This window comes from Uruburuella suis (assembly GCF_022870845.1).
Lineage (GTDB): Bacteria > Pseudomonadota > Gammaproteobacteria > Burkholderiales > Neisseriaceae > Neisseria > Neisseria suis.
On the sequence record NZ_CP091507.1, the window covers coordinates 827,349 to 840,183 of the forward strand.

13 protein-coding genes and 1 pseudogene are annotated in these 12,835 nt (G+C 56.8%); 13 read left to right on the forward strand and 1 reads right to left on the reverse strand.

The annotated features are described in order from the left end of the window. Positions 1 to 3 precede the first annotated feature (3 nt). Complete coding sequence (locus tag LVJ78_RS03610) at positions 4 to 1,239, reverse strand: sigma 54-interacting transcriptional regulator (RefSeq protein WP_243650350.1); 1,236 nt, start codon at positions 1,237 to 1,239, stop codon at positions 4 to 6. A gap of 330 nt (positions 1,240 to 1,569) precedes the next feature. Between LVJ78_RS03610 and LVJ78_RS03615 the strand changes: the two genes are divergently transcribed. The 13 genes and pseudogenes from LVJ78_RS03615 to LVJ78_RS03675 all read left to right on the forward strand — a co-directional run bounded on the left by LVJ78_RS03615 (position 1,570) and on the right by LVJ78_RS03675 (position 12,695). Further along, positions 1,570 to 1,860 carry a phenol hydroxylase subunit gene (locus LVJ78_RS03615; RefSeq protein WP_132953973.1) on the forward strand — a complete coding sequence of 97 codons (291 nt, stop codon included), beginning with the start codon at positions 1,570 to 1,572 and terminating at the stop codon, positions 1,858 to 1,860. Between the two features lie 23 nt (positions 1,861 to 1,883). Further along, positions 1,884 to 2,879 carry an aromatic/alkene monooxygenase hydroxylase subunit beta gene (locus LVJ78_RS03620; RefSeq protein ID WP_132953972.1) on the forward strand — a complete coding sequence of 332 codons (996 nt, stop codon included), beginning with the start codon at positions 1,884 to 1,886 and terminating at the stop codon, positions 2,877 to 2,879. Positions 2,880 to 2,899: 20 nt separating this feature from the next. Further along, positions 2,900 to 3,169 carry an MmoB/DmpM family protein gene (locus LVJ78_RS03625; protein ID WP_243650349.1) on the forward strand — a complete coding sequence of 90 codons (270 nt, stop codon included), beginning with the start codon at positions 2,900 to 2,902 and terminating at the stop codon, positions 3,167 to 3,169. 26 nt (positions 3,170 to 3,195) lie between these two features. Then, positions 3,196 to 4,701, forward strand: coding sequence for an aromatic/alkene/methane monooxygenase hydroxylase/oxygenase subunit alpha (locus LVJ78_RS03630; RefSeq protein WP_132953970.1), 1,506 nt, complete (start codon positions 3,196 to 3,198; stop codon positions 4,699 to 4,701). A 74-nt stretch (positions 4,702 to 4,775) separates the two neighbouring features. Then, complete coding sequence (locus tag LVJ78_RS03635) at positions 4,776 to 5,138, forward strand: phenol hydroxylase subunit P4 (RefSeq protein WP_132953969.1); 363 nt, start codon at positions 4,776 to 4,778, stop codon at positions 5,136 to 5,138. A 385-nt stretch (positions 5,139 to 5,523) separates the two neighbouring features. Beyond that, a complete protein-coding gene (locus LVJ78_RS03640) occupies positions 5,524 to 6,585 on the forward strand; it encodes an NADH:ubiquinone reductase (Na(+)-transporting) subunit F (RefSeq protein ID WP_132953968.1) in 1,062 nt (353 codons plus the stop codon). A gap of 80 nt (positions 6,586 to 6,665) precedes the next feature. Beyond that, positions 6,666 to 7,574, forward strand: coding sequence for an acetaldehyde dehydrogenase (acetylating) (locus LVJ78_RS03645; protein ID WP_132953967.1), 909 nt, complete (start codon positions 6,666 to 6,668; stop codon positions 7,572 to 7,574). Positions 7,575 to 7,589: 15 nt separating this feature from the next. Then, positions 7,590 to 8,621, forward strand: a complete 1,032-nt coding sequence (gene dmpG / locus LVJ78_RS03650) for a 4-hydroxy-2-oxovalerate aldolase (RefSeq protein ID WP_132953966.1) — start codon at positions 7,590 to 7,592, stop codon at positions 8,619 to 8,621. Beyond that, positions 8,618 to 9,409: a 2-oxo-3-hexenedioate decarboxylase gene (dmpH, locus tag LVJ78_RS03655; RefSeq protein WP_132953965.1), complete on the forward strand. Its 792-nt coding sequence runs from the start codon at positions 8,618 to 8,620 to the stop codon at positions 9,407 to 9,409. The genes dmpG and dmpH overlap by 4 nt, the downstream gene beginning before the upstream one ends. A gap of 89 nt (positions 9,410 to 9,498) precedes the next feature. Further along, positions 9,499 to 9,696: pseudogene (locus LVJ78_RS03660) on the forward strand (4-oxalocrotonate tautomerase); the annotation flags it as partial. 192 nt (positions 9,697 to 9,888) lie between these two features. Continuing rightward, positions 9,889 to 10,236 (forward strand): 2Fe-2S iron-sulfur cluster-binding protein, encoded by a 348-nt coding sequence (locus tag LVJ78_RS03665; protein ID WP_207894305.1) that lies wholly within the window; start codon positions 9,889 to 9,891, stop codon positions 10,234 to 10,236. A gap of 4 nt (positions 10,237 to 10,240) precedes the next feature. Beyond that, on the forward strand, positions 10,241 to 11,167 hold the full coding sequence (locus LVJ78_RS03670; RefSeq protein ID WP_132953963.1) for a catechol 2,3-dioxygenase: 927 nt from the start codon (positions 10,241 to 10,243) through the stop codon (positions 11,165 to 11,167). Between the two features lie 67 nt (positions 11,168 to 11,234). Beyond that, complete coding sequence (locus LVJ78_RS03675) at positions 11,235 to 12,695, forward strand: 2-hydroxymuconic semialdehyde dehydrogenase (RefSeq protein WP_132953962.1); 1,461 nt, start codon at positions 11,235 to 11,237, stop codon at positions 12,693 to 12,695. Positions 12,696 to 12,835: the final 140 nt, after the last annotated feature.

Consider the following 12,835-nt stretch of genomic DNA (forward strand, 5'->3'; position numbering starts at 1 on the left):
ATCCTAGCGGCGCTCGCGCAAGGGCGGGATAAACACGGGAAAGGTGTTGAGGCGGTAATATAAATCGGCACGAAAGCGCCCTTGCTGCACGGCTTCGAGCAGGTTTTCATTGGTGGCCGCCACCACGCGCACGTCGATTTTGCGGGTTTGGCTGCCGCCCACGCGCTCGAGCTCGCCCTCTTGCAGCACGCGCAAAAGGGCGGCTTGTGCGCGTGGCGAGAGCTCGATGATTTCATCCAAAAAAATAGTGCCCGAATGGGCGCGCTCGAATTTGCCGGGCTTGCTCTGCACGGCGCCGGTAAACGCGCCTTTTTCCACGCCGAATAATTCCGATTCCACCAATTCGGGCGGAATGCAGGCGCAATTCACGGCCACAAAAGGCTGGTCGGCGCGGCGGCTGCCGGCATGCAGGCCTTTGGCAAAGGCTTCTTTGCCCACGCCGGTTTCGCCTTCGAGCAACACGCTCACTTTGCTTTGCGAGGCTTTTTCCAGTAAATCGCACACTTGGCGGAAAGCCGCCGATTCGCCCACGGCATCGAATAATTGGGTGCTGTCGAGTAAATCGTGGTGGTTTTGCTGCTTTAATTCGTTGATTTCGTTGCGCAGGCTGAAAAGCTCTTCTTCGATGGAATCGGGCAGAAACGAGCGCTCGAGATCGGTTTCGCCCTCCCATTCGTCTACCGTTTTGCCGATGATGTGGCAATGGTCGTGCCCCATGGCTTCGCACAAGGTTTCTTTAAAGGCGATTTCTTTGCCCAGAAAATAGCTGGTGTAACCGCTGGCATAGCCCAAGAGCGTCCAGCAGATCGGCTCTTTGGAAATGCCGTGCTTCTTTTTGTGGTAGCTCACTTCGAAAGAGTCGTGCCAGTCGAACGTGCCTTTGAAGAGGCCTTTTTCCACATCAAACGAAAGCAGGCGCGGGGTGACTTTGACCATGCCGCGTATGGTGTGCAGCTGGGGGCCGGCGGCAAAGGCTTCTTCTATGCTTTGGTGCGGGCGGATTTTTTTGGCGATTTGGGCATCCTGCATGCCGGCGTAATAGCCGTAGCGCAGCAAAAAGCGCTTGGCGCGCGCCATGCCGAGCGATTCGATTAAGTCTTCCCGAAATTGCCACAAGGCATAAGCGTGGCTGAGCAGCATGCGCTCGCCGTGAAACCAGATTTTGCCGTTTTCCACATCGAAGCGGATTTCATCCAGCAAATCTTGCGCCCAATGGGCGGCTTTTTTTTGTGCGTTCATATTCCTTCCTTTGCATGGCTTTTTTTATGTTCCGGCGGCGCCGAAAGCGGCGTTGGCCGGATGTTTTTTGTGATAGTGGCACCGTTGAATCGGGGGTGTCAATGCTTTCGGCGGGTATTATTTTTATGTAAATGAGATAAATTGAGCAAATGCTTAAACGGCTTTTTTGAATTTGATCAAATGGTGAAAAAAGCCGGATAAAAAATAGGGGCTTTTAGCGGGTTAAATAATAAATTGATTATATATCAATATTGTATATTGTTTTTTAAAAGTTGGCACATGATTTGCTTTGCTAAATGTAAAGCTGCTTGGATTTTTCGGGAGAAATGTATGAAAAAAAATAAATTAAGAAATCAGGCTGCCGGCGGGCTGGTGAAATACATCCGCATACGCAGTGAGCCGGGGGCGCGTTTTGTGGAGTTTGATTTTGCCATCAACGACCCGACGCTTTATGTGGAATTGATTATGCCGCCGCAAAGCTTTGCCGATTTCTGCCGCCACAACGAAGTGGTGGAAATGAGTGCGGCGCAAATGGCGCAAAACGATGCCGAGGCCGAAAAATGGCGCTACGGCGAAAACACCCTTGTGGGGCCGCTGCATCAAGAGCAGCAGGCCGTCTGAAACCCATCTTGCAGGAGCTTTGTATGACTCTGGAAATCAAAACCGCCACCATCGCGCCGGTGCGCCACACCTATGCCAATATTGCGCGCCGTTTCGGTGAAAAGCCGGCCACCCGCTATCAGGAAGCCACTTATGATGCGCAGGCCACCGCCAATTTTCACTATCGGCCGCTGTGGCAGCCGCAAAAAGAGCTGAACGACAAGCACTACACCGCGCTGGAAATGGCCGATTGGTATGCCTTGCGCGACCCGCGCCAGTTTTACTACGGCGCTTATGTGCAAAACCGCGCCCGTATGCAGGATGCGGCCGAACACAATTATGCTTTTTTCGAAAAGCGCGATTTGGCCGGCTTTATCGGCGAAGAAGCGCGCAAAGCGGTGGTGTTCGGCCTGCTGCCGCTGCGGCATGTGGAGCAAACCGCCAATCTGAACCATATGTCGGGCGCGGCCTACGGCTACGGCACCGCCATCACGCAGGCCTGCCTTTATGCCGGCATGGACCGGATGGGCATGGCGCAATACTTGTCGCGCATCGGCCTGCTGCTCGACGGTAACAGCGGCCAATCGCTGGCCGAGGCCAAAGAAATATGGATGAGCCACCCGGCTTGGCAGGGCGTGCGCGCTTTGTGCGAAGAGATGCTGGTGGAGCAAGATTGGTTTGCGCTTTTTTGGGTGCAGGCTTTGCTGGTAGACAGCCACATCCGCCAGATTTTCTACACCGGCCTCGAGCAGGCGTTGGCCGGACAAGGTGCGCGCGATATGGCCATGCTCACCGAATTTATGCACGACTGCCTGAAAGACATTTCCGCCTGGAGCGACAGCGTGTTTAAAGCCGCCGCCGCCGAGAGTGAAGCCAACCGCGCCTTGCTGGCCGGCTGGCTGGAAAAATGGCAGCCGCAAGTGGCCGCGGCTTATGGCGAAGTGGCCGAAGCTTTGCTGGGCGATGCGGCAGAGGGCGCAATGAGCGCTGCGGCAGAAGAAATCGGCAAACGCGCCGCCAAAGCCGGCGTGGCCGTCTGAAAAAAGATAAGGAGAAAGTGATGTCGAAAGTATATCTGGCGCTGCAAGACAACGATTTGTCGCGCTACATCGTGGAAGCGGTGGAAGCCGACAACCCCAACGTGACCGTGATTTACCAGCCCGCGATGATACGCATGGAGCGCGAAGATTCGCTGGTGGTGCGCCGCAGCACGGTGGAAGAGAAGCTCGGCCAAAGCTGGGATGTGCAGGAATTGCATCTTAATTTGATCACCATCGGCGGCAACGTGGATGAAGACGACGAACAATTCAGCCTGAGCTGGCAGCGCTAAGCGGCTGGGCAGAGGAGAAAACACAAATGGCAGCCAAGCTCAATATTAAAGACAAATACCGCCTGCTCACCCGCGATTTGGATTGGGAATTTTCCTATCAAGAGCGCAAACAGGCATTCCCTTATGAAGATTTCGAGGGCATCAAAATCACCGATTGGTCGAAATGGGAAGACCCATTCCGCCTCACCATGGATGCTTATTGGAAATACCAAGCCGAAAAAGAGAAAAAACTTTATGCCATTTTCGATGCATTTGCGCAAAACAACGGCCAAATGAATATTTCCGACCCGCGCTATCTCAACGCCATCAAGATTTTCCTCACCGGCGTAACCCCGCTCGAATATCAGGCTTTTCAGGGCTATGCCCATGTGGGGCGGCAATTCGGCGGCATCGGCGCGCGCATTGCCTGCCAGATGCAGTCGATCGACGAATTGCGCCATGTGCAAACGCAAATCCACGCCATGAGCCATTACAACAAATTCTTCGACGGCTTTCAGGATTGGAGCCATATGCACGACCGCGTGTGGTATCTCTCCGTGCCCAAATCGTTTTTTGAAGACGCGCGCTCGGCCGGGCCGTTTGAATTTCTGCTCGCCATCAGCTTTTCGTTTGAATACGTGCTGACCAATCTTTTGTTTGTGCCCTTTATGTCGGGCGCGGCGCACAACGGCGACATGGCCACGGTGACGTTTGGCTTCAGCGCCCAATCCGACGAAGCCCGCCACATGACGCTCGGCCTCGAAATCATCAAATTCCTGCTTGAGCAGCACGAAGACAACCTGCCCATCGTGCAAATGTGGATAGACAAATGGTTTTGGCGCGGCACGCGGCTGCTTTCCATCGTGGCGATGATGATGGACTACATGCTGCCCAACAAAGTGATGTCGTGGAAAGAAGCTTGGGAAGTGTATTTCGAAGAAGCCGGCGGCGCGCTTTTCAAAGATTTGGCCCGCTACGGCATCCGCGCGCCCAAATACAGCGAAGTGATTGAAAAAGAAAAAGAACACATTTCGCATCAAGCGTGGTGGATTTTCTACAACTTCGGCCATGCGGCGGGCTTCCACACCTGGATTCCCACCGATGAAGAGCTCGATTGGCTGAGCGAAAAATACCCTGAAACTTTCGACCGATACTACCGCCCGCGTTGGGAATTGGCCAAAAAAATGGAAGCCGAAGGCAAGCGCTTTTATTCCAGCGGCCTGCCGCAGCTGTGCCAAGTGTGCCAAGTGCCGATGGGCTTCACCGAAATGCAGAGCGACCCCGGCCAAATCAGCTACCGCAACGCCATGTTTGAAGGCGAGCGCTACCACATGTGCTCCGACGGCTGTCACGATATTTTTGTGAACGAGCCTGAAAAATTCGCCCAAGCCTGGCTGCCGGTGCACCAGATTTTGCAGGGCAACTGTGGGGGCGCGGATTTGGAAAAAGTGTTGAGTGAGTATTACCGCATCAATGTGGGTGCCGACAACCTCGACATGAAAGGCTCGCCCGACGAGCGGCGCTGGAACGAATGGAAAAAAGGCGCGGCTTAAACCCAAACGTTCAGACGGCCTCAAGCCGACACAGGCCGTCTGAAAACAAAACAACAAAACTGAGGAGAAACACCATGCCGGTTAAAGCCATCACCCCCGATTACCGCGGCGACATCCGCGACCGCCGCGAAAACTTCGGCGGCAACATTATTGTTTATGTGGGCTGGGACGAGCATTTGCTGTTTTGCGCCGCCAAAACCTTTCCGCTGCCGCCCGATATGCCTTTTCAGGCCTTGCGCGAGCAAGTGCTGGCAGAAGGCTTCGGCCAGCATCCCGATTTCGAGCACATCAAATGGAGCGAAGTGCAATGGCAGCTCAACGATGCGCCCTTGCAGCCCGATGACGGCAAAACCCTGGCTGAGCTCGGCTTCGACCATAAATCGCTGCTGCGTTTCAAAACCCCCGGCCTCAACGGCTGGCAGGGCAGCGGCGTGTGAGCGGGTAGGGATTTGGCGCGATATGGCATGTGGGGTGATGTAAACCTGCGGTTTGCCAGCCTCACTCCAGCCTTTTCCCTGAGGGTGAGGGGGTTGGATGACAGGCCGTCTGAAAGATTGCAGCTGTTCAAGCATTTGTACCCGCCCGAATAGTAGGTGATAAGCGTGTAAGGCCGTCTGAAACATTTCGGGCTTCAGCTGTAGGTCGGATTCTCGAATCCGACATTCGCCGCAACCCTGAAAAGCTTGTTCTACGAACAAGTGTCGGATTCGAGAACCCGACCGACGCAGTTGATATGGGGGGTGAGCGTGCAAACCGGCAGATTTGAAAACCGCCGCTTTTTGAAAACCAAGCGATTTGTGATGGGAAATAAGGAAACAAGCCATGAGCTATCAAGTAACTGTTGAGCCCACCGGCGATGTGATCGAAGTGGAAGAGGGCCAAACCATTCTGGCTGCGGCGCTGCGCCAAGGCGTGTGGCTGCCGTTTGCCTGCGGCCACGGCACTTGCGGCACCTGCAAAGTGCAGGTGCTCGAGGGCTTTGGTGATGCGGGCAATGCTTCTTCGTTTGCGCTGATGGATGTGGAGCGCGACGAGGGCAAGGTGTTGGCCTGCTGCTGCCTGCCCGAATCGGATATGACCATCGAAGCCGATATTGATGTCGACCCCGATTTCGCCGGCCATCCGGTGCAGGATTATCAAGCCGAAGTAAGGGCGCTGGCCATGCTCTCGCCCACCATACTGGGCATCACGCTCAAGCTTGACCGCTATATGCCGTTTCAGGCGGGGCAATACATCAATCTGCAAGTGCCGGGCGTGGAGGGCACGCGCGCTTTTTCGATTGCCAACCCGCCCTCGCAGGGCGGCACGGTTGAATTGCATGTGCGCAAGGTGGAAGGCGGCGCGGCCACCACTTGGCTGCACGAGCAATTGAAAGTGGGCGACACGCTCGATTTATCAGGGCCTTACGGGCAGTTTTTCGTGCGCAAATCCGATGCGCAAGATGTGATTTTTATCGCCGGCGGCTCCGGTTTGTCGAGCCCCGAAGCGATGATTCTCGATTTAATCGAAGAGGGCGATGCGCGCCAAATCTATCTTTTCCAAGGCGCGCGCAATGTGGCCGAGCTTTACCACCGCGAGCGCTTTGAAGCGCTGGCCGCGGCGCATGAGCAGTTTCACTATATTCCTCCCGCGCTCAACGCCGCATTGCCGGAGGATAACTGGCAGGGCTTTCACGGCTTTGTGCACGAAGCCGTGGCCGATTATTTCAGCCGCCGATGCAGCGGCCACAAGGCTTATTTGTGCGGGCCGCCGCCGATGATTGATGCGGCCGTGTCCACGCTGATGCAGAGCCGCCTGTTTGAGCGCGATATTCATATGGAGCGCTTTCTCACCGCCGCCGACGGCAGCAGCGCCACCCGTTCGGCTTTGTTTAAAAAGATTTGATTTGGCAAACCACAAGGCTTTTCAGACGGCCTGTATGAAATCAGAGGCCGTCTGAAAGCCAAATACAAGAGGAAACAGTCGTGAACCAAAAATTAAAAGCGGCCATTATCGGGCCGGGCAATATCGGCACCGATTTGCTGATGAAAATGCAGCGCTCGGCATGGATAGAGCCGGTGTGGATGGTGGGCATCGACTCTGAATCCGCCGGCCTCAAACGTGCCGCCGAAATGGGCATCAAGGCTTGCGCCACGGGTGTGGACGGCTTGCTTGAGCATGTGTTGGCCGACGATATCCGCATCGCTTTCGATGCCACTTCGGCTTATGCCCACGCGGAAAACAGCCGCAAGCTCAATGAATTGGGCGTGATGATGATAGACCTCACGCCCGCAGCCATCGGCCCTTTCTGCGTGCCGCCGGTGAATCTGCGCGCGCATGCCGATAAGTTGGAAATGAATGTAAATATGGTCACTTGCGGCGGCCAGGCCACGGTGCCGATTGTGGCGGCGGTGTCGCGCGTGCAGCCGGTGGCGTATGGCGAAATTGTGGCCACGGTGTCGTCCAAATCGGTGGGGCCGGGCACGCGCGCCAACATTGATGAATTCACCCGCACCACCGCCGCGGCCGTGGCTTCGGTGGGCGGCGCGAAAGAGGGCAAAGCCATCATCATCATCAACCCGGCCGAGCCGCCGCTGATGATGCGCGACACCATTCACTGCCTCACCGAAACCGAGCCCGATCAGGCGGCCATCACCGAATCGGTTAAGCAGATGGTGGCCGAAGTGCAGCGCTATGTGCCGGGCTACACGCTGGTAAATGGCCCTGTGTTTGACGGCAATAAAGTGTCGGTGTTTATGGAAGTGCGCGGCTTGGGCGACTTTCTGCCCGAATATGCCGGCAACCTCGACATCATGACCGCCGCCGCATTGCGCACGGCCGAGATGTTTGCCGAAGAAGCGGCTCAAGGCCGTCTGAAACTGCCGGCGCGTTGAATTAAGGAGAAAACCATGAATTTGCAAGGTAAAAAAGCCATTTTGCACGATATGAGCCTGCGCGACGGCATGCACGCCAAGCGCCATCAGATTTCGCTGGATGAAATGGTGGCCGTGGCCACGGCGCTTGATGAAGCCGGCATGCCGATGATTGAAGTCACCCACGGCGACGGCTTGGGCGGCGCTTCGCTTAATTACGGTTTTCCCGCCCACAGCGACGAAGCCTATCTGGGCGCGGTGGTGCCGAAAATGAAGCAGGCCAAGGTTTCCGCGCTGCTTTTGCCCGGCATCGGCACGGTGGATCACCTTTTGATGGCCAAAGATTTGGGCGTGTCGTGCATACGCGTGGCCACCCATTGCACCGAGGCCGATGTGTCGCAGCAACACATCAGCAAAGCCGCCGATTTGGGGCTGGACACGGTGGGCTTTTTGATGATGGCGCATATGGTGCCGTCTGAAACAATCGTGGCGCAGGCCAAGCTGATGGAAGGCTATGGCGCCAACTGCATTTATTGCACCGATTCGGCGGGCTACATGCTGCCTGATGAAGTGTCGCAAAAAATCGGCGCACTGCGCCAAGCGCTCAAGTCTGAAACCGAAATCGGCTTTCACGGCCACCACAATTTGGGCATGGGCATTGCCAACTCGCTCGCCGCGCTGGAAGCCGGTGCGCTGCGCATCGACGGCTCCGTGGCCGGCCTGGGCGCAGGCGCGGGCAACACGCCGCTGGAAGTGTTGGTGGCGGTGCTCGAGCGCATGGGTGCCGAGCACGGCATCGATCTCTACAAAATCATGGATGCGGCCGAAGACATTGTGGTGCCGATGATGGAGCACCCGATCCGCATCGACCGCAACGCGCTCACGCTGGGCTATGCCGGCGTGTATTCCTCTTTTTTGCTGTTTGCCAAGCGCGCCGAGCAGAAATACGGCGTGAGCGCGCGCGATATTTTGGTGGAATTGGGCCGCCGCGGCACCGTGGGCGGGCAGGAAGACATGATTGAAGACTTGGCCTTAACCATGGCCAAACAGAAAGGACACCGCGCATGAGCACCTTAAACACCCTGCAGATTGCAGAATTGGCCGAGCACTTGGAAAACGCCGAATTGCAGGCTTTCGAAGTGACCAAAATCACCGATGATTTTCCCGATATGGATTATCAAGATGCGTTTGATATTCAGTGGGCGATCCGCCGCCGCAAAGAAGCACGCGGCACCAAAATCGTGGGCATGAAAATGGGGCTCACCTCGTGGGCGAAAATGAGCCAGATGGGCGTTGCCCAGCCTTGCTACGGCTTTTTGGCCGACTATTTCAGCGTGCCCGACGGCGGCGCGATTGTGTATGACGAACTCATCCACCCGAAAATCGAAGCCGAGCTGGCTTTTGTGACCAAAGCCGATTTGAAAGGCCCCGGCTGCCACATCGGCGATGTGCTCGCTGCCACCGATTTTGTGGTGCCGGCGCTGGAAGTGATCGACTCGCGCTACAAAGATTTCAAATTCGACCTGAAATCGGTGATTGCCGACAACTCTTCCTCCAGTCGCTTTATCACGGGCGGCCGCGCCCGGCCGGTGCATGAGCTGGATTTGAAAACGCTGGGCGTGGTGATGGAAATCAACGGCCAAGTGGTGCAAACCGGTGCCGGTGCCGCCGTGCTCGGCCACCCCGCCGCTTCGGTGGCGATGCTGGCCAATATGCTGGCCGAGCGCGGCGAATATCTGCCGGCCGGCAGCTTTGTGATGGTGGGCGCCATCACCGCGGCGGTGCAGGTAAACAAAGGCGATTCTTTCAGCGTGCGCTATCAGGGCTTGGGCAGCATCAGCGGGCGCGTTGAGTAAAACGGTTCACAAATCATACCCATTCAAAAAAGTAAGCTTGCAAGGCGAAACAACGCAGCAAGGTTGCTTTTGGGGATGGGAATAAGGAGAAAAACATGCCGATTGTGCAGATACACATGATGGAAGGCCGCAGCGATGCGCAAAAAGAAGCCGTGATTCGTGAAGTAACCGAAGCGCTGGTGCGCGCGCTCGATGCGCCGAAAGAATCGGTGCGGGTGCTGATTAATGAAATGCCCAAACAGCATTTCGGCATCGCCGGTGAATCGGCCAAAGCGCGCGGGCGTTAGGGTTTAACCCGAAAAACGCGTACGCGCCGATGGCACACACCCCGCACATGAAACAAGCAAGCGTTGCCCCGCGGTAGGGTATGTGGCGCAGCCACGCACACGTTTGGCGGCTCGGTGAAAAAAGTTTCAGACGGCCTTAAATTGAATAAGCACTTGTTTAAAAAACAATATTTCAATATCAGGAGGTGTGAAGTGTGCCCTGTTGTCTGCATCAAAAAAGAAGCCGCGCCGCCGCTGTGTGTGGAGGTGCCCGAGGGTAAATCGCTGTTGGCCGCGTTGGAGCGCCGCTGCAATCGGGATGTGGCCGCGGGCTGCCGTGGCGGTGGCTGCGGCGTGTGCCGGGTGCGTGTGTGGTCGGGGCAATTTCGCAGCAAAGCCATGAGCAAGGCGCACATTAATGAAGAAGATCTCCGGCAGGGCGTGGTGCTGGCCTGCCGGGTGTTTCCCCAGAGCGATATGGAAATATCGCCCGAAGAGCCGGTGCGGCGCGATTCGTTTGTGCCGGCCGGCACCCCCACAGAAATAAAACCAAAGGAGTAGCGAGATGAGAAAAGGTGTAATGCGTCCGGGCCACGTGCAAATCCGTGTGCTGGATATGGAAGAGGCCATCGCCCACTACCGCGACTTGCTCGGCCTGATTGAGGCCGGCCAAGATGAACAAGGCCGCGTGTATTTCAAAGGCTTGACCGAAGTGGACAAATTTTCGGTGGTGTTGCGCGAAGCCGACAGCGCGGGCATGGATTTTATGGCATTCAAGGTGGTGGACGACGCCACGCTCAGTAAGCTGAAGCAAGAGCTGGAAGCTTTCGGCGGCTTGGATGTGGCCGAAATCGAAGCGGGTGAGTTGGCCGGCTGCGGCCGGCGCGTGCGCTTCACCGCGCCCACGGGGCATGTGTTTGAGCTTTATGCCGACAAAGAGCAAAACGACCGCTACGGCATCGGCAGCCACAACCCCGAAGCTTGGCCGCGCGATTTGAAAGGTATGAAGGCCACCCGTTTCGATCACTGCCTGCTTTATGGCGATGATCTCGACGGCACGTTTAAATTGTTTAACGAAGTGTTGGGCTTTGATTTGGCCGAGCAGGTGCTCACGCCCGATGGCGAGCGCATTGCCCAATTTTTGAGCGTGTCGATGAAAGCGCACGATGTGGCTTTTATCAAGCATGCCGAAAAAGGCAAGTTTCACCATGCTTCGTTTTACCTCGACACTTGGCAGGATGTGTTGATGGCGGCCGACCTGATTTCCATGACCGACACTTCGCTCGACATCGGCCCCACCCGCCACGGCCTCACGCAGGGGCAGACGATTTATTTCTTCGACCCCTCGGGCAACCGCAACGAAGTGTTTGCCGGCGGCGGCTACCGCTATCAAGACCACCCCGTGATCACCTGGGATGCGCAAGAGCTGGGCAAAGCCATTTTCTATCACGACCGCCAGCTTAATGAGCGCTTTTTGTCGGTGTTGACTTAAATGTTTTCAGACGGCCTGAATCTTTATCAGGCCGTCTGAAAGATTACTTTTATTCAGGAAACCAGCCATGCAAGAATTCAAACATTTTATCAACGGCGTGTATATCGGCTCGCAAAGCGGCAAAACTTTTGAAAACCGCAGCCCCGTGGACAACAGCCTGATAGGGCTTGTGCACGAAGCGGGCAGGGAAGAAGTGGATGCCGCCGTGGCCGCCGCCCGCGCCGCCCTGAGCGAGCCTTGGGGCAAGCTCACCCAAGCCGCGCGCATCGAGTTGCTCAACAAAGTGGCCGAGCGCATCAACGAGCGTTTCGATGAATTTCTCGAAGCCGAATGCCGCGACACCGGCAAGCCGCACAAAATGGCCGCGCACATTGATATTCCGCGTGGCGCGGCCAATTTCAAAGCTTTCTCGGAAACGCTGGCCAACCACCCCACCGAAGCCTTCCGTCTCGACACGCCCGACGGCGCCGGCGCGCTCAACATCGGGCAGCGCACGCCCAAAGGCGTGATTGCCGTGATTTCACCGTGGAACCTGCCCCTGCTGCTGATGACCTGGAAAGTGGGCCCCGCGCTCGCCTGCGGCAACACCGTGGTGGTGAAGCCATCTGAAGAAACCCCCGCCACCACCACGCTGCTTGGCGAAGTGATGAACGAATGCGGCGTGCCGCCGGGCGTGTTTAACGTGGTGCACGGCTTCGGCCCCGATTCGGCCGGCGCTTTCCTCACCGCCCATCCGGGCATCGACGCCATCACCTTCACCGGCGAAACCCGCACCGGCGAAATCATCATGCAGGCCGCATCGGTGGGCTTGCGCAATATTTCGCTCGAATGCGGCGGCAAAAACCCGGCCATTGTGTTTGCCGACTGCAATTTGGAAAAAGCGGTGGAAGGCAGCATGCGCTCGGCGTTTGTCAACTGCGGCCAAGTGTGCCTCGGCACCGAGCGCATCTATGTGGAGCGGCCGCTTTTTGACGCCTTTTTGCGCCGCATGAAAGAAGAAACCGCCAAGCTCAAGCCCGGCCGCCCCGATGATCCGGAAGCCAATTTCGGTCCCTTGGTAAGCCTTGAGCACCGCGAAAAAGTGCTGTCGTATTACCGGCTTGCGGAAGAAGAGGGCGCTACCGTGGAAATCGGCGGCGGCGTGCCCGATATGGGTGCCGCACTCAATGAAGGCGCATGGATTTCGCCCACCATCTGGACCGGCCTCTCCGACGATGCCCGCGTGGTGCGCGAAGAAATCTTCGGCCCCTGCTGCCACATCCGCCCCTTCGACAGCGAAGAAGAAGCCATTGCGCTGGCCAACGACACCCGCTACGGCCTGGCCGCCGCCATCTGGACCGAAAACAGCAGCCGCGCCATCCGCGTGGCCGAGCAGATAGAGGCCGGCATCGTGTGGGTAAACAGCTGGTTTCTGCGCGACTTGCGCACCGCATTCGGCGGCGCCAAACAATCGGGCATCGGCCGCGAAGGCGGCGTGCACGGGCTGGAGTTTTACACCGAGCTGAAGAATATCTGCATCAAAATGTGATGAGGCCGTCTGAAACCCGCAGGTCGGATTCTCGAATCCGACATTCGGCCGCAGGCCGAAAGCCGCGCACCTGCTTTTCAGCCTGCACAAGCGCATCAACATACCCACACAAAACAGGCCGTCTGAACCTTTTTTCAGAC